Origin of the sequence: Stenotrophomonas nitritireducens, assembly GCF_001431425.1 — a bacterium.
Taxonomy (GTDB): domain Bacteria; phylum Pseudomonadota; class Gammaproteobacteria; order Xanthomonadales; family Xanthomonadaceae; genus Stenotrophomonas; species Stenotrophomonas nitritireducens.
This window is the reverse complement of record NZ_LDJG01000003.1, coordinates 183,718-198,478: the sequence shown is the minus strand read 5'-3', so window position 1 is coordinate 198,478 and position 14,761 is coordinate 183,718. Positions and strand designations below refer to the sequence as shown.

The window sequence follows — 14,761 nt, the reverse complement described above, 5'->3', positions numbered from 1 at the left end:
CAGTCGCGAAAGGGGGCTTGGCGGGAAAGCCCTTCGCAACCGAGGCTGCGCCTACAGGAGGGCGCGCACGCCGAGGTTGATCAGCATCCCGCCGCCCATCAGCCAGGCGAACAGCAGTACCGCCAGCAGCATCGGCCTGGCGCCGGCCTGGCGCAGGGCCGAGACATGCGTGGTCAGGCCCAGGGCCGCCATCGCCATCGCCAGCAGGACGGTGTCCAGGTCGACCAGCGTGGCGACCAGGCGCGTGGGCAGCAACTGCAGCGAGTTGAAGCCGACCATGGCGATGAAGCCGAAGGCGAACCACGGCACGGTGATCTTCGAGCGCTGGCCGTCGCCGGCAGGGCGACCGCGCGCCAGCAGCGTCGACAGCCCGACCAGGAACGGCGCCAGCATCATCACCCGCACCATCTTGGCGATGACCGCGGCATCGGCGGCCGGTTGGCTGACCGCGCGTCCGGCGGCCACCACCTGCGCCACCTCGTGCACGGTGGAACCGGTGAACACGCCGAAGCCGGTCTCGTCCAGCGGCATCCAGCCGGCGGCCACGCCCCACTGGTAGAGCAGCGGGTACAGGAACATCGCCAGCGTGCCGAACACGACCACGGTCGCCACGGCGACGGCCACCTGTTCGGCGCGGCCCTTGACCACCGGTTCGGCGGCCATCACCGCGGCGGCACCGCAGATGGAGCTGCCGGCGCCGATCAGCAGGGCGGTGTTGCGTTCCAGTCCCAGCACCCGGCAGCCCAGCCACCAGGCCAGGGCGAAGGTGGAACACAGCACCAGCGCGTCGATCACCACGCCGGTGGCGCCGACCTGTCCGATGTCCTGCAGGGTCAGGCGCAGGCCGTAGAGGATGATGCCGGCGCGCAGCAGCGTGGCCTTGGAGAAGCCGACGCCGGCCGCCGCGCGCGGCGCCAGCGCGCCATAGACGGTGTTGCCCAGGGCGATGCCGATCACGATGGCCAGCGTCAGCGCACTGATGCCGTGCGCCTGCAGCCACGGCAGGGTGCCGAGCCAGATGGACAGGCCGGCGATGGCGAGGGTCAGCAGCAGGCCGGGGAGGAAGCGGGAGCGACGGGCCGGGGCCGGCCCTTGCATGGCGGTGTTCATGACGGACGGTTATCAGGAGGTGGCCCATCCTGACCCCCGTCATTCAATCCGTAAAACAGATAGTATTTGTATGAATTATCTATCTAGTAGGTAAATCATGCATCTTTCCCTGCGCCAGTTGCAGATCTTCTCGGCCATCGCCGAGGCGGGAACGACCACGGCCGCGGGCGAAGCCATCGGCCTGTCGCAGTCGGCGGTGAGCGCGGCACTGAGCGAGCTGGAGAATCTTCTCGGACTGGCGCTGTTCGACCGTATCGGACGGCGGCTGGTGCTGAACGGCCACGGTCGCGCCCTGTTGCCGGAGGCACGCGCATTGCTGGCAGGCATGGACGACATCGAACGCCGCTTCCGCCTGGGCGATGAAGCCGCCGCGCCGGTGCGCTGGCGGGTCGGGGCCAGCACCACCATCGGCAACTACCTGATGCCGGCGCGCATCGCCGACCTGCGCGACGGCAATGGCCTGGCCCATGTCGACCTGGTGATCGGCAATACCCGTGAGGTGGCCAGTGCGGTACAGCGGCTGGAGGTGGACATCGGCCTGATCGAGGGTCCGTGCCACGAACCGGGCCTGGAGGTGGCGACCTGGCGCGAGGACGAACTGGTCATCGTTTTCGGCGACCGCCACCCGCAGGCGGCCTTGCTGCGAGCGGGAGCGGACATGGCGCAGCTGCGCGCTGCCTGCTGGCTGCTGCGCGAGCCCGGCTCCGGCACCCGCGAGGCGGCCGAGCAGGCGCTGCTGCCGCACCTGCACGGCCTGGCCGAGGTGCTGCAGCTCGGGGGCACCGAAGCGATCAAGCAGGGGGCGGTGGCGGGACTCGGCCTGGCCTGCCTGTCGCGGCACGCGGTGGCCGACCTGGTCGCGCTGGGGCGGCTGCATGAGCTGTCCACGCCCTTGCCACCGCTGCGCCGGCAACTGTGGGTGGTACGGCACCCGGGCAAGCGGGTGCCGCCGAGCCTGCGCCGCCTGCTGGCGCTGGACGAGGGCACGTTCGCCGACGCCTGAGCCCGGCTCCCGTACAATACGCACATGCCTTTGATCACCCTGCAGAACGTCGACTACAGCGTCGGCGGCCCGTTGTTGCTGGAAAAAGCCGAACTGTCGATCGAGACTGGCGAGCGCATCGCCCTGATCGGCCGCAATGGCGCCGGCAAATCCACCCTCATGAAGCTGATGGCCGGCGAGTTGAAGCCCGACGACGGCGAAGTGCGCGTCCAGCAGGGCGTGCGCGTCACCCGCCTGGAACAGGAAGTGCCGCATGGCGCCGCCGGCAGCGTGTTCGACGTGGTCGCCGACGGGCTGGGCGAGCTGGGCCACTGGCTGGCCGAGTTCCATCGCCTGAGCCATGCCGAAGTGTTCGACGGCGATGCCATGGGCAAGGTGCAGGCCAGGATCGATGCCGCCGATGGCTGGGCGCTGGACCAGCGCGTGGCCGAGACCCTGACCAAGCTGGAACTGGATGGCGATGCCGAGTTCGGGCGCCTGTCCGGCGGCATGAAGCGCCGCGTGCTGCTGGCGCGCGCACTGGTGGGCGGCCCGGACGTGCTGCTGCTGGACGAGCCGACCAACCACCTGGACATCGAGGCCATCGACTGGCTGGAAGGCTTCCTCAAGGGCTGGAACGGTTGCGTGGTGTTCGTCACCCACGACCGTCGCTTTCTGCGTGCGCTGGCCACCCGCATCGTCGAGATCGACCGCGGCCAGGTCACCAGCTGGCCGGGGGACTGGGAGAACTACGAGCGCCGCCGCGAGGAGCGCCTCAACGCGCAAGCGCAGGAGAACGCCCGTTTCGACAAGCTGCTGGCGCAGGAGGAAGTGTGGATCCGGCAGGGCATCAAGGCGCGCCGCACCCGCGACGAAGGCCGCGTGCGCCGGCTCAAGGCCATGCGCAACGAGCGCAGCCAGCGCCGTGAACTGGGCGGCAACGTCAGGCTGGAAGCGGCCGGCGCCGAGAACTCCGGCAAGAAGGTCATCGATATCAAGAACATCTCCTTCGCCTTTGGCGAGCGGGTGATGGTCAAGGATTTCGAAACCACCATCCTGCGTGGCGACCGCATCGGCCTGATCGGCCCCAACGGCAGCGGCAAGACCACCCTGCTCAAGCTGCTGCTGGGCGAGCTGCAGCCGGACAGCGGCGAAGTGCGGCAGGGCACCAACCTGCAGATCGCCTATTTCGACCAGTACCGCGCGACCCTGCGCGAGGACTGGAGCGCGATCGAGAACGTGGCCGAAGGCGCGGACTTCATCGACCTCAACGGCAAGCGCAAGCATGTGCATGCCTATCTGCAGGACTTCCTGTTCACCCCGGAGCGCGCGCGTGCACCGATCACCCGCCTGTCCGGCGGTGAGCGCAACCGCCTGCTGCTGGCCAAGCTGTTCGCGCAGCCGTCCAACCTGCTGGTGATGGACGAACCGACCAACGACCTGGACGTGGAGACCCTGGAGCTGCTGGAAGAGCTGCTGGGCGACTACACCGGCACCCTGCTGCTGGTCAGCCACGACCGCGACTTCCTCGACAACGTGGTCACCTCGACCCTGGTGCTGGAGGGCGAGGGCAGGGTGGGCGACTACATCGGCGGCTATACCGACTCGCTGCGCCAGCGCCCGGCGCCGGCGCAGAGCGCGATGGCCGTGGCCAAGGCGTCTGCCACCGCGGTGCCCGCCGTGCAGCCGGCGGCCGCGCCCGTGGCCGAGGCGGCGCCGGCCAGGCGCAAGCTCAGCTTCAAGGACGCGCGCGAACTGGAACAGCTGCCGGCGAAGATCGAGCAGCTGGAACGGGACATGGAAGGCCTGACCGGCGCGATGAACGACCCGGCGTTCTATACCCGTTCCAGCGCCGAAGTCACCGCGCACACGCAGCAGTTGTCCAAAGTGCAGGCCGAACTGGACGCGGCCTACGCACGCTGGGAAGAGCTGGACAGCTGATCCTGGCTGCCATGGGGAAACCCGCAGGAACGCACTGAAGTGCGCTCCTGCATGCCCGCTGGTGAATGCCGTCCTCCTGCCGCCGGGCCAGCGCGCGGTGATTGCCGTGTGACAATCGGGGCACGGAAGAGCCGGCCAGTGGCCGCGCTTCCCCCGGTTTCTTCATGGAGCATGCGATGGAAGCGCCGTTCTCGGTTCAGCGCATCGACCACGTGGTCTTCCGCGTCTGCGACCTGCGGCGCAGCATCGCCTTCTATGGCGCCGTGCTCGGCTGCGAAGTGGTCCGGCAGCGCGGGGATCTGGGCCTGGTCCATCTGCGCGCCGGTGCGTCGATGATCGATCTGGTGAGCGTGGATGGCCCCCTGGGGGCGCGCGGTGGCGAGGCGCCCGGGCAGGGGGCGCGCAATGTCGATCACCTGTGCCTGCGCATCGAACCCTTCGATGAGACGGGCATCGTCGCGCACCTGCATCGCGATGGACTTGCCCCGCTGGGCGCGGCGGAGGTCAACTTCGGCGCGGAGGGCGACGGGCCTTCGCTGTATTTCACCGATCCGGACGGCAATGTGATCGAGCTCAAGGGGCCGGCGGAAGCGGCTGCCTGAGGCCGGTTCAGGCGTCGCCTGCGTCGGCGGCATCCTCGCCGCCGCCGGGCAGTTCGAAGAACGCCCAGAACGGCACATTGTCCTCGGCCCAGCTGGCCGCGGCTTCGGCGAGGATGTCCAGCAGCGTGTCGAAATCGCCGCGGCTGCCCTGGCGCAGGTCGCCGGCATCGCCGAACAGCAGCGCGTAACCGTTGGCTGGCAGCCAGGACAGGTCGCGCAGCGCATCGGACAGCGCATCCCAGTTGCGGCCGCGGCCCGCCGGGAAATCCAGCTGGGTGCCGATGCGCAGCAGCAGGGTGCGCTTGTCGGTGCAGGCCTCCAGGTCCACGCGCAGCACTTTCAGCCCGGCATCGCGCGCGGCGGCGGCCAGTCCGCCGAGGTCGCCGTGGCTCACGCCATAGACGCCGGCCTGGCCGACATCCTCCAGCCCCATGTCGAATCCGCTGTCGCTCATCGTGCGCCTCCGTTGGCCGGTACTTCGAAACCGCGGAAGGTCTCGTAATGGTCGTCGGTGTAGTACCAGGCCTCGGGCGGGTCGCCGCCGGTGATGATCCGCCGCGCGCCGCGGTGGCCCACGTCCGGCGTGCGCACGGTGTACTCGCGGTAGTAGCCGCGCGGGCGTTGCGGCAGGCGCCGCTCGCGGTTGCCGAACACGCTGCCGTCCTGGCGGTGCGGGAACGGGCCGCCGCGCAGGACCAGCGCGATGGTGTCGTGCGCTTCCGGCGGCAGGAAGGCCGGCAGCGGATCGGTCGCGCCTGGCTGGCGCGGCTCCTCGGTGACCGTCGGCGCGGCGGGGCCGTCCAGCGATGGCGCGAACTGCGGCGGCGGTGGCTGCTGCAGCGCGCGCATGGCCCACAGGCCGGCCACCAGCAGGATCGCGGCGGTGAGCAGGAGCAGCGGTTTGCGCATGGGGCGTGGGCCTGTGTCGCGTGGAAAGGCCGATTATCGCGTCTGCGCGGGATTTTTCTTGAACGCGGGCCATCGCATCGGTGGGTTTTCGCAGCCTGGCGGCCGTTTGTACTCACGACAGGACGAAGTTTCCTTTACATCGGCCTTGGTAAGTTGCCTGTTCCTGCCTACCATTGCCGGTGCACCGTCCGGCAGGCGCCGGACAACGAAACAACGCCCCCAGGCATAAAACCCAAGGAGATCCCTCATGGCCTTTACCCTGCCCAAGCTGCCTTACGCCACCGACGCGCTGGAACCGTACATGGATGCGGCCACGGTGGAGATCCACCACGGCAAGCACCACCAGACCTACGTCAACAACCTCAATGCGCTGGTGGAAGGCACCGAGTACGCCGACCTGCCGATCGACGAGCTGCTGCGCAAGGTCAAGACCCTGCCGGAGAACCTGCAGCAGGGCGTGCGCAACCAGGGCGGCGGCCACGGCAACCACTCGCTGTTCTGGGACGTGATCGGCCCGAACGCCGGCGGCACCCCGGGCGGCGCGCTGGGCAAGGCCATCGACGAGCAGCTCGGCGGCTTCGACAAGTTCAAGGAAGCCTTCACCAAGGCCGCGCTGACCCAGTTCGGCTCCGGCTGGGCGTGGCTGAGCGTGACCGCCGACAGGAAGCTGCTGGTCGAGAAGACCGGCAACCAGGAAAGCCCGCTGATGGAAGGCCGCACCCCGGTGCTGACCATCGACGTGTGGGAGCACGCCTATTACCTGAAGTTCCAGAACCGCCGCGCCGAGTTCATCGAGACCTTCTACAGCCTGATCAACTGGAAGGAAGTGGAGCGCCGTTACGAGGAAGCCGTGGCCTGAAGGGCGATGGCTGCCCGCGCAGGCGCGGCATGACGCGCCTGCCGGCAGGAGATTGAAAGCGAAGCCGGGCGGAAACGCCCGGCTTCGTCGTTCAGGGGGCGGGGGAATCCGCTGCCACACCACCGATCAGGCGCAGGGTCGTCATCACGCCCAGCGCCAGCGGCACCGGTTCCTGCCCGGCCGGGGCCAGTTCCACGGTCTGCTGGGCGACGTCGGCGAAACTGCGCACCTGGTAGAGCACGTCCAGCCCGTGCGGGCGGACGTCCGCCGCGCCGCTGGCTGCCGTTCGCCGTGCGGAAGGGTTCCTGCGCGCCGGCTGGAAGCCCGGCAGCTGCCTGACCAGCTCATCGGTGGGCGCGGAGAACTCGCCCACGACCAGCGACGGCTGGTCCGCGTCGGTCGCGCCGATCCAGGCGAGCAGGTCCGCCGCCTGCTGCGCGCGCACCTCCTCGTCGTTGCCGTCCGGCGCGATGCGTGCGATGTAGATGTTGACCACCTTGCGGTCCAGCCGCGCGCGCTGCATGCCGGCGGCGGTCAGCTGGCCCTGGCCATGCAGCAGGGTGATGCCGTCTTCCAGCACGTCCAGGCCGGCCAGCACCGCGCTGCCGCGGCGCTGCGCATGGCTGGGCGGGTCGGCGGTGATGAAGTCGCAGCTGTACCTGAGCCGGGTGGCCAGCCAGCACGCGGGATTGGGCGCGTCGGGCGACTGCTGTACGTCCTGCACCGCGATCACGTCCGCGCGCAGGTCCGCCAGCAGGGCCTGGATCCGTTCGCGCTGCTGGTTCCACTGCGCGCTGTCCTGCGGCAGGCGGAGGCTGGCGATCCGCAGCACCGGCGTGGCCGGCTCCGCGGCCACGGCGAAGGACAAGGCGAACAGCGCCAGACAGCCCCAGTGCTTCATTGCGACGACCAGTACGGATCTGCCGCCATGCTAGCGTGCGGCCCTGTCTAGGAGCCGTGCAGGCGCTCCACCGGCGCCGCGCGGCAGGCGCGCTGAGGGCCGCTTGCGTTACGCTTGCCCCCTTTGCATCCGCAGGACCGCCTCACAGATGACGAGCAACGACGTGGCAGCAGCGCCCGCCGGCAAGGCCGGCATGCCCCGCCAGATTCCCTACATCATCGGCAACGAAGCCTGCGAGCGCTTCAGCTTCTACGGGATGCGCAACATCCTGGTGCAGTTCCTGATCACCTCGCTGCTGCTGCAGGAGGTCACCGCCAGCGGCCGCGCCGGCGAGGCCAAGGACGTCATGCACAGCTTCATGATCGGCGTGTATTTCTTCCCGCTGCTCGGCGGCTGGCTGGCCGACCGTTTCTTCGGCAAGTACCGCACCATCCTGTGGTTCAGCCTGATCTACTGCGTCGGCCACCTGTGCCTGGCGCTGTTCGAGGGCAGCCGCCAGGGCTTCTTCCTCGGCCTGGGCCTGATCGCGCTGGGCGCCGGCGGCATCAAGCCGCTGGTGGCTTCGTTCATGGGCGACCAGTTCGACCAGTCGAACAAGCATCTGGCCAAGATCGTGTTCGACGCCTTCTACTGGATCATCAACTTCGGTTCGCTGTTCGCCTCGCTGCTGATCCCGCTGGCGCTGAAGAACCTGGGGCCGCAATGGGCCTTCGGCATTCCCGGCATCCTGATGTTCGTGGCCACGTTCGTGTTCTGGCTGGGGCGCCGCCGCTACGTGCTGGTGCCGCTGCCGCCGAAGGACCCGCATTCGTTCGCCAATGTGGTGCGCACCGCGCTGCTGGCGCGCGCGCCGGGGCAGGGCAACGCCGGCCTGCTGGTGGCGCTGACAGGTGCCGCGCTGGCGCTGTGGGCGCTGGCGTTGGCGGTGATGACCCTGGCCGGCCTGCGCGAAGGCGGGCTGGGCGTGGTCATCTACCTGTGCCTGGCGCTGGTGGCGCTGCTGGCCGGCATCGGCGGCGGCACCATGCTGCAGCTGGAGCGCGCCCGCGGCGCGCATCCCGATGCCGCAGTGGAAGGCGTGCGCTCGGTGCTGAAGGTGCTGGTGATCTTCGCCCTGACCACGCCGTTCTTCTCGCTGTTCGACCAGAAGGCCTCGACCTGGGTACTGCAGGGCCAGCAGATGGCGATGCCGACGTGGTTCACCGCCTCGCAGATGCAGGCGATCAATCCGCTGCTGGTGATGATCCTGATCCCCTTCAACAACCTGGTGCTGTACCCGGCGCTGCGCCGCTTCGGCTTCGAGCCGACCGCGCTGCGGCGCATGACCGCCGGCATCGCCTTCAGCGGCCTGGCCTGGGTAGTGGTAGGCGGCCTGCAGGTGGTGATGGACGGCGGCAACGCCCTTTCCATCTTCTGGCAGATCCTGCCGTACGCGCTGCTCACCTTCGGCGAGGTGCTGGTGTCGGCCACCGGCCTGGAGTTCGCCTACAGCCAGGCCCCGGCGTCGATGAAGGGCGTGGTCATGAGTTTCTGGAACCTGACCACCACCATCGGCAACCTGTGGGTGCTGCTGTCCAACGCGGCGGTGCGCAACGGCGCGGTGACCGAGCGCATCGCCGGCACCGGGCTGAGCGAGGCCGCGTTCCTGATGTTCTTCTTCGCAGGCTTCGCTTTCGTGGCGGCGCTGGCGTTCGGCCTGTATGCGCGTCGCTACAGGATGGTCGACAACTACCGGGCAGCCTGAACATGCAAGGACCGATAACCCTGCTACTGATCGCCGTCACCAGCCTGGTCTCGTGGCTGGCCTTCAGCAACCGCAAGCTGGCCGACCGGCTGATCCTGTGGCCGCCGGCGGTCGACCGGCATCGGCAGTACGACCGGCTGGTGACCTACGGCTTCATCCACGCCGATTTCTCGCACCTGCTGTTCAACATGGTCACGCTGTTCTTCTTCGGGCGGCTGATCGAGCAGATCATGCTGCGCGTGACCGGCAACTGGTGGACGTATCCGCTGTTCTACCTGGCGGCGCTGGTGGTCTCGATCCTGCCCAGCTACCTGAAGAACCAGAAGAACCCCAATTACCTGAGCCTGGGGGCATCCGGTGCGGTGTCGGCGGTGCTGTTCGCCTTCATCCTGATCTCGCCGTGGTCGTTGATCTTCGTGTTCTTCATCCCGGCCCCGGCCATCCTCTATGGCGTGTTCTACGTGGGCTACAGCATCTGGATGGACAAGCGCGGCGGCGACAACGTCAACCACAGCGCGCACCTGGCCGGCGCCGCGTTCGGCGTGATGTTCATGCTGTTCATGGAACCGCAGGTGATGCAGGTGTTCCTGGAGCAGCTGATGAACCCACGCTTCGGGCGCTGAGGACGCGCGCGGCGGGCGCTCAGGCCGGATAGGCCTGCAGCAGCCGCGCGTGGACTTCCTCGTCGATCTTCTCGAATTCCCAGCCCCGGGTTTCGCCGCTGAAGGCAAGCTGGAACAGCCCTTCCAGCAGGATTGCGTCATGGTCGTCGGAGGGCGGCGTGCGCGAAGCGTCGAACGGTACAGGCATGGCGCGGCAAGGAAGAAATGTCCGGGCCGTGGAGCAAGCCGCATGCCAGTGTGTGCTGTCCCTTGGACAGCAAGGGAGACAGGCATTGCAGTGTGCAGGTTGGCGTCGGAAAGTGACGCCCTGCGGCGACACTGCCTGCTTTTCACGTCACACCGGCGTGCAACCCCGGCACAATGGGCGCATCCAGCCCGGGGAGCCCTGCCATGAGCCACGACGATTCCGCGTTTCCGCCCGTCGCGCACGACGCGGCCGCGCATCGCTTCACCCTCGCCGTCGACGGCCAGCAGGCGGTACTCGACTACCAGCTGCGCGACGGCGCGATGGTCATCACCCACACCGGCGTACCCGACGCGCTCGGCGGCCGCGGCATCGCTGCGCTGCTCACCCGCGCCGCGCTGGCGCACGCGCGCGCAGGCGGCCTCAAGGTGGTTCCCGAATGCAGCTATGCGTCGGCCTTCATGCAGCGCCATGGAGAATATGCGGACCTGCTGGGATAATCCGCGCCGGACGCGGTTCCGGGTGGAACCGCGCGATCCATCGAGAAAGGAAAGGACATGAAAAGGTTGGGACAGGGAGCCTGCGCGGCGGCATTGGTCGTGCTGGCGATGGCCGGATGCAGGAAGGACGACACGCAGGCGCCGGCGGTAGCCACGGACGGGGCGCCGGCCGCAGCGGCGCCGGCCGATGCCGCGCCGACGGCGGTGGAACTGCATGACGTGATCGAGACCAATGCCCGCTATGTGCTGGGCATCGGCTATCCGCCTGCCGCCAACAAGTACCCCGGCCTGGCCCAGGCCCTGTCCGACTATGCCGAGCATGCCAAGGCCGAACTGCTCAAGGCGGTGGACGAACTCGGCAACGACAAGCCCACCGCGCCGTATGAACTGTCGTTGGCCTTCGACATGGCCGTGGACACGCCGCGCGTGGTGGCGGTGTCGGCCGAAGGCAGCAGCTACACCGGCGGCGCGCATGGCCAGCCGCTGGAGGCGCGTTTCGTCTGGCTGCCGGAGAAGGCGCAGTTGCTGACCGCGCAGTCCCTGCTCGATTCGCCCAAGGGCTGGCAGGCGGTCAGCGACTACACCAGCGACAAGCTGCTGGAGCAGGCGACGGTCCGCGCGCAGGGCGAGGAGATGACGCCGGAGGAGCAGCAGGCCCAGGTGCGCAACCTGTCGAAGATGATCGACGAGGGCACGGCGCCGGAGGCCGCCAATTTCGCGCAGTTCCAGCCGGTGATGGACGCCGCTGGGCGCATCGCTGCGCTGCGTTTCGTTTTCCCGCCGTACCAGGTCGGTCCGTATTCGGACGGAACGCAGACCGTGGACGTGCCGGCCGCCGTGCTGCTGCCATACGTGGCGGCCGACTACCGGGAGCTGTTCGCACACCCTTGAGCCGTGGAGGCCAGCGATGGATGCAGGGCTGCAACGACGTGTCGAAGCACTGCTGCACGAGGCGGGCATCACCCCCGGCGGTGAGCGCCCGCAGGACATCGAGATCCTCGACCCGCGCTTCCATGCGCGGGTGCTGGCCGAAGGCTCGCTCGGCCTGGGCGAGAGCTACATGGATGGCTGGTGGCAGGTGCGTTCGCTCGATGCCTTCCTGACCCACCTGCTGGCGGCGCGGCTGGACGAGCGCGTGCACGGCGGCGGCGAAGTCTGGGATGCGCTCAAGGCCAGACTGTTCAACCTGCAGGCCGGGCAGGGCAGTTATGAAGTCGGCAGGCGCCATTACGACCTTGGCAACGACCTGTACCGGGCGATGCTCGGCAAGCGGCTGGTCTACAGCTGCGGCTACTGGCGCCAGGCCGGCAACCTGGACGACGCGCAGGAAGCCAAGCTCGACCTGATCTGCCGCAAGCTCGGGCTGCGCCCGGGCATGCGCGTGCTGGACATCGGCTGCGGCTGGGGCGAGGCGTTGAAGTACGCCGCCGAACGCCACGGCGTGGAAGGCGTGGGCATCACCATCTCGCAGGAACAGGCCGAATTCGCGCGTGGCTTGTGCGCCGGGCTGCCGGTGGAAATCCGCCTGCAGGATTACCACGAGCTGGACGAACCATTCGACGCGATCCTGTCCGTAGGCATGTTCGAGCACGTCGGGGTCAAGAACTACCGCGGCTATTTCGACGTGGCGCGGCGCTGCCTGCGCGAGGACGGATTGTTCCTGCTGCACAGCATCGGCGGCAACGTCAGCCGCGACCGCACCGACCCATGGATCGCCCGTTACATCTTCCCCAATTCGATGCTGCCCTCGGCCGCGCAGATCACCGCGGCGATGGAGGGCCTGTTCGTGCTGGAGGACTGGCACAACTTCGGCACCGACTACGACCGTACGCTGCAGGCATGGCAGGCCAACGTGGAAGCGGCCTGGGAACGGCTGGATCCGCGCTACGACGAACGTTTCCGGCGCATGTGGCGTTTCTACCTGGCCGCCTCGATGGCGAGCTTCCGCACCCGCCACGCGCAGCTCTGGCAACTGGTGCTGTCGCCGCGCGGCGTGGCGGGTGGCTACATCGCGCCACGCTAGTGCGGACGGGGCGGGAGAGCGCCGGCGACCGTTCCGGCGTCGTCCGGATGAGGCCCGAAGGGCCACGGCCATGGGGCGCGGCAACAAAAAAGCCGCCCGGCGAACCGGGCGGCTTCAGGCAGGCGGCGATACGGAGGCTTACTTGCCTTCGGCGCCGCTCAGGCCACGCTTCTCCAGCAGCGGCCCGATCTGCGGATCGTGGCCGGCGAAGTCGCGGAACAGCTGCATCGCATCGACGCTGCCGCCGCGCGACAGCAGGGTCTTGCGGAAGTGGTCGCCATTGGCGCGCGACAGGCCGCCGTGGTCGCGGAACCACTTCTGGGTGTTGGCGTCGAGCACTTCGGACCAGATGTAGGCGTAATAGCCCGCCGAGTAGCCGCCCATGATGTGGCTGAAGTAAGTGGTGCGGTAACGCGGAGGCACCGGTGCGTAGTAGATGCCGTCCTTGACCAGGGCGTCATGCTCGAACTTGACCACGTCGTGCGGCGCGGGGACCTGGTCCACGCCGATCTGGTGCCAGTTCTGGTCCAGCATCGCCGCGCCCAGGTATTCGGTGGTGGCGAAGCCCTGGTTGAACTTGGAAGCGGCGATCACCTTGTCCAGCAGCGCCTGCGGCATCGCCGAGCCGTTCTCGTGGTGCCTGGCGTAGTTGGCCAGGATGGTCGGCTCGTCGGACCACATCTCGTTGACCTGCGAGGGGAACTCGACGAAGTCGCGCGGCACGGCGGTGCCCGAGAAGTAGGGGTACTTCACGTTCGAGAACATGCCGTGCAGGGCATGGCCGAACTCGTGGAACGTGGTGTTGACCTCGTCCCAGGTCAGCAGGGTCGGCTGGCCGGCCGGCGGCTTGGGGATGTTGAGGTGGTTGGCGACCACCGGCTTGTTGCCGGTCAGCGCCGACTGCGACACGTAGGAGTTCATCCACGCGCCACCCCGCTTGGACTCGCGCGCATACGGATCGAAGATGAAGATCGCCAGCTGGCTGCCATCGGCATCGAACACGTCGTAGACGGTGACGTCGTCGTGGTACACCGGCAGGTCGGTGCGCTGCTTGAAGCTCAGGCCGTATTCCTTGCCGGCGGCGAAGAACACGCCGTTCTCCAGCACGTTCTTCAGTTCGAAGTACGGCTTGAGCTGCGATTCGTCGAAGTCGTACTTGGCCTGGCGCACCTTCTCGCTGTAGAAGGCCCAGTCCCACGGCTGCAGCTCGAAGCCCGGCTTGCCGGCGGCCTTCTGCTCGCGGTCGATCATGGCCTGCAGGTCGGCGGCCTCGCGCCTGGCGTTGGCCACTGCGGCCGGGGCCAGCTGGCCCAGCATGGCGTTGACCGCTTCGGGGGTCTTGGCGGTCTGGTTGCCCAGGCCGTAGGCAGCGTAGTTCGGGAAGCCCATCAGCGCGGCCTTCTGCGCGCGCAGGGTCATGATCCGCGAGACCAGCGCGGTGTTGTCGTACTCGCCGCCCTTGCTGCCGCGCGAGACCGAAGTTTCGTGGATCTTCTGGCGCAGCGCGCGGTCGGTGAGGTTGGTCAGCGCCGGCTGGCCGGTGGTGTTGAGCAGGGCGATGACGTACTTGCCGTCCAGCTTGCGCGCCTTGGCGGCTTCCGCGGCGGCGGCGATCTGGCCGGCCGACAGGCCGTCCAGCTGCTTCACGTCATCGACCACGATGTAGGAGGCGTTGACCTCGGCCAGCACGTTCTGGCTGAACTTCGTGCCCAGGTTGGCCAGTTCGGCGTTGATGTCCTTGAGCTTGGCCTTGTCGGCATCGGACAGCTTGGCGCCGGCGCGGACGAAGTTGTCGTGGTACTTCTCGACCAGGCGCAGGCCTTCGGCGTCCAGGCCCAGCTTGGCGCGGTTGCCGTAGAGCGCCTGGATGCGCGAGAACAGCTTGCCATTGAGGTTGATGGCGTCGCTGTGGGCGGCGAAGCGGGCCGAATAGTCGGCCTGCAGCTTCTTGCGCGCGTCGTTGGTGTCGGCGCCGATCAGCGAGAAGAAAACGGTGGTGGCGCGGTCGAGGACGGCGCCGCTCTTCTCCAGCGCGATCAGGGTGTTGTCGAAGGTCGGGGCGGCCGGATTGTTGGCGATCGCCTCCACTTCCTTGAGCTGCTGCGCCATGCCGGCGTCGAAGGCCGGCGCGAAGTCGCTGTCCTTGATCCTGTCGAACTGCGGGTAATGCAGCGGCAGCGGGCTCTCGGCGAAGAACGGGTTGGCCTGCTGGGCCTGCTGGCCGGCGGCGGCATTCGCGGCCAGGCTGTAGGCCGGCAGGGCAACGCCCAGGGACACGGCGAGGGCGAGAGCGAGGCGGGTGTTCAAGTCGGAAACTCCGGAAAATACTGAACCCTCAGGTTAACCCGGCGACAGTGGCCGGGGGGTGTGTCGAATGGCAGGG

The 14,761-nt window shown here is 68.2% G+C and carries 15 protein-coding genes; 9 read left to right on the top strand and 6 right to left on the bottom strand.

The genetic code is table 11. The features are described from left to right. Nucleotides 1-51 precede the first annotated feature (51 nt). Nucleotides 52-1,098 (bottom strand): YeiH family protein, encoded by a 1,047-nt coding sequence (locus ABB22_RS02750; RefSeq protein ID WP_055770307.1) that lies wholly within the window; start codon nucleotides 1,096-1,098, stop codon nucleotides 52-54. 109 nt (nucleotides 1,099-1,207) lie between these two features. Here ABB22_RS02750 and ABB22_RS02745 point away from each other — a divergent pair, with 109 nt between their 5' ends. The 3 genes from ABB22_RS02745 to ABB22_RS02735 all read left to right on the top strand — a co-directional run bounded on the left by ABB22_RS02745 (nucleotide 1,208) and on the right by ABB22_RS02735 (nucleotide 4,635). Beyond that, a complete protein-coding gene (locus tag ABB22_RS02745; RefSeq protein ID WP_055769312.1) occupies nucleotides 1,208-2,113 on the top strand; it encodes a LysR family transcriptional regulator in 906 nt (301 codons plus the stop codon). Nucleotides 2,114-2,137: 24 nt separating this feature from the next. After that, nucleotides 2,138-4,033 carry an ATP-binding cassette domain-containing protein gene (locus tag ABB22_RS02740; RefSeq protein ID WP_055769310.1) on the top strand — a complete coding sequence of 632 codons (1,896 nt, stop codon included), beginning with the start codon at nucleotides 2,138-2,140 and terminating at the stop codon, nucleotides 4,031-4,033. A 176-nt stretch (nucleotides 4,034-4,209) separates the two neighbouring features. Next, nucleotides 4,210-4,635: a VOC family protein gene (locus ABB22_RS02735; protein WP_235504297.1), complete on the top strand. Its 426-nt coding sequence runs from the start codon at nucleotides 4,210-4,212 to the stop codon at nucleotides 4,633-4,635. 7 nt (nucleotides 4,636-4,642) lie between these two features. Here the strand turns inward: ABB22_RS02735 and ABB22_RS02730 are convergent, their stop codons facing one another. Together ABB22_RS02730 and ABB22_RS02725 are read right to left on the bottom strand one after the other, a co-directional pair. Then, nucleotides 4,643-5,089 (bottom strand): barstar family protein, encoded by a 447-nt coding sequence (locus tag ABB22_RS02730; RefSeq protein WP_055769305.1) that lies wholly within the window; start codon nucleotides 5,087-5,089, stop codon nucleotides 4,643-4,645. After that, nucleotides 5,086-5,544 carry a guanyl-specific ribonuclease gene (locus ABB22_RS02725; protein WP_055769303.1) on the bottom strand — a complete coding sequence of 153 codons (459 nt, stop codon included), beginning with the start codon at nucleotides 5,542-5,544 and terminating at the stop codon, nucleotides 5,086-5,088. Before ABB22_RS02725 ends, ABB22_RS02730 begins: the two co-directional genes overlap by 4 nt. A 247-nt stretch (nucleotides 5,545-5,791) precedes the next feature. Between ABB22_RS02725 and ABB22_RS02720 the strand changes: the two genes are divergently transcribed. Next, a complete protein-coding gene (locus tag ABB22_RS02720) occupies nucleotides 5,792-6,403 on the top strand; it encodes a superoxide dismutase (protein ID WP_055769301.1) in 612 nt (203 codons plus the stop codon). 91 nt (nucleotides 6,404-6,494) lie between these two features. Here ABB22_RS02720 and ABB22_RS02715 read toward each other — a convergent pair whose 3' ends face one another. Further along, nucleotides 6,495-7,304, bottom strand: a complete 810-nt coding sequence (locus tag ABB22_RS02715; protein ID WP_055769299.1) for an endonuclease/exonuclease/phosphatase family protein — start codon at nucleotides 7,302-7,304, stop codon at nucleotides 6,495-6,497. 148 nt (nucleotides 7,305-7,452) lie between these two features. On the opposite strand from ABB22_RS02715, the gene ABB22_RS02710 reads away from it, so the two are divergent. Together ABB22_RS02710 and ABB22_RS02705 are read left to right on the top strand one after the other, a co-directional pair. Further along, nucleotides 7,453-9,048 (top strand): POT-type proton-dependent oligopeptide transporter, encoded by a 1,596-nt coding sequence (locus ABB22_RS02710; protein WP_055769298.1) that lies wholly within the window; start codon nucleotides 7,453-7,455, stop codon nucleotides 9,046-9,048. Between the two features lie 2 nt (nucleotides 9,049-9,050). Next, nucleotides 9,051-9,671 carry a rhomboid family intramembrane serine protease gene (locus tag ABB22_RS02705; RefSeq protein WP_055769296.1) on the top strand — a complete coding sequence of 207 codons (621 nt, stop codon included), beginning with the start codon at nucleotides 9,051-9,053 and terminating at the stop codon, nucleotides 9,669-9,671. 19 nt (nucleotides 9,672-9,690) lie between these two features. Here ABB22_RS02705 and ABB22_RS18530 read toward each other — a convergent pair whose 3' ends face one another. Then, nucleotides 9,691-9,858, bottom strand: a complete 168-nt coding sequence (locus ABB22_RS18530) for a hypothetical protein (RefSeq protein WP_162838906.1) — start codon at nucleotides 9,856-9,858, stop codon at nucleotides 9,691-9,693. A 203-nt stretch (nucleotides 9,859-10,061) separates the two neighbouring features. Between ABB22_RS18530 and ABB22_RS02700 the strand changes: the two genes are divergently transcribed. The 3 genes from ABB22_RS02700 to cfa are packed head-to-tail and all read left to right on the top strand — an operon-like array spanning nucleotide 10,062 to nucleotide 12,378. After that, nucleotides 10,062-10,355 (top strand): GNAT family N-acetyltransferase, encoded by a 294-nt coding sequence (locus ABB22_RS02700; RefSeq protein ID WP_055769294.1) that lies wholly within the window; start codon nucleotides 10,062-10,064, stop codon nucleotides 10,353-10,355. Between the two features lie 57 nt (nucleotides 10,356-10,412). After that, nucleotides 10,413-11,246, top strand: a complete 834-nt coding sequence (locus ABB22_RS02695) for a DUF3298 and DUF4163 domain-containing protein (protein ID WP_055769292.1) — start codon at nucleotides 10,413-10,415, stop codon at nucleotides 11,244-11,246. Nucleotides 11,247-11,262: 16 nt separating this feature from the next. Then, on the top strand, nucleotides 11,263-12,378 hold the full coding sequence (cfa, locus tag ABB22_RS02690; protein WP_055769291.1) for a cyclopropane fatty acyl phospholipid synthase: 1,116 nt from the start codon (nucleotides 11,263-11,265) through the stop codon (nucleotides 12,376-12,378). Nucleotides 12,379-12,516: 138 nt separating this feature from the next. On the opposite strand, the gene ABB22_RS02685 is transcribed toward cfa, so the two are convergent. Next, nucleotides 12,517-14,685 carry a M3 family metallopeptidase gene (locus tag ABB22_RS02685; RefSeq protein ID WP_055769289.1) on the bottom strand — a complete coding sequence of 723 codons (2,169 nt, stop codon included), beginning with the start codon at nucleotides 14,683-14,685 and terminating at the stop codon, nucleotides 12,517-12,519. Between the last annotated feature and the right edge of the window lie 76 nt (nucleotides 14,686-14,761).

Excerpts from the sequence above, each read along its gene's own strand:
- ABB22_RS02725 (WP_055769303.1), bottom strand. The coding sequence starts at position 5,544 with ATGCGCAAACCGCTGCTCCTGCTCACCGCCGCGATCCTGCTGGTGGCC.
- ABB22_RS02735 (WP_235504297.1), top strand. The coding sequence starts at position 4,210 with ATGGAAGCGCCGTTCTCGGTTCAGCGCATCGACCACGTGGTCTTCCGC.
- ABB22_RS02710 (WP_055769298.1), top strand. The coding sequence starts at position 7,453 with ATGACGAGCAACGACGTGGCAGCAGCGCCCGCCGGCAAGGCCGGCATG.
- ABB22_RS02745 (WP_055769312.1), top strand. The coding sequence starts at position 1,208 with ATGCATCTTTCCCTGCGCCAGTTGCAGATCTTCTCGGCCATCGCCGAG.
- ABB22_RS02750 (WP_055770307.1), bottom strand. The coding sequence starts at position 1,098 with ATGCAAGGGCCGGCCCCGGCCCGTCGCTCCCGCTTCCTCCCCGGCCTG.
- ABB22_RS02700 (WP_055769294.1), top strand. The coding sequence starts at position 10,062 with ATGAGCCACGACGATTCCGCGTTTCCGCCCGTCGCGCACGACGCGGCC.
- ABB22_RS02740 (WP_055769310.1), top strand. The coding sequence starts at position 2,138 with ATGCCTTTGATCACCCTGCAGAACGTCGACTACAGCGTCGGCGGCCCG.
- ABB22_RS02715 (WP_055769299.1), bottom strand. The coding sequence starts at position 7,304 with ATGAAGCACTGGGGCTGTCTGGCGCTGTTCGCCTTGTCCTTCGCCGTG.
- ABB22_RS02720 (WP_055769301.1), top strand. The coding sequence starts at position 5,792 with ATGGCCTTTACCCTGCCCAAGCTGCCTTACGCCACCGACGCGCTGGAA.
- ABB22_RS02695 (WP_055769292.1), top strand. The coding sequence starts at position 10,413 with ATGAAAAGGTTGGGACAGGGAGCCTGCGCGGCGGCATTGGTCGTGCTG.
- ABB22_RS02705 (WP_055769296.1), top strand. The coding sequence starts at position 9,051 with ATGCAAGGACCGATAACCCTGCTACTGATCGCCGTCACCAGCCTGGTC.
- cfa (WP_055769291.1), top strand. The coding sequence starts at position 11,263 with ATGGATGCAGGGCTGCAACGACGTGTCGAAGCACTGCTGCACGAGGCG.
- ABB22_RS18530 (WP_162838906.1), bottom strand. The coding sequence starts at position 9,858 with ATGCCTGTACCGTTCGACGCTTCGCGCACGCCGCCCTCCGACGACCAT.
- ABB22_RS02730 (WP_055769305.1), bottom strand. The coding sequence starts at position 5,089 with ATGAGCGACAGCGGATTCGACATGGGGCTGGAGGATGTCGGCCAGGCC.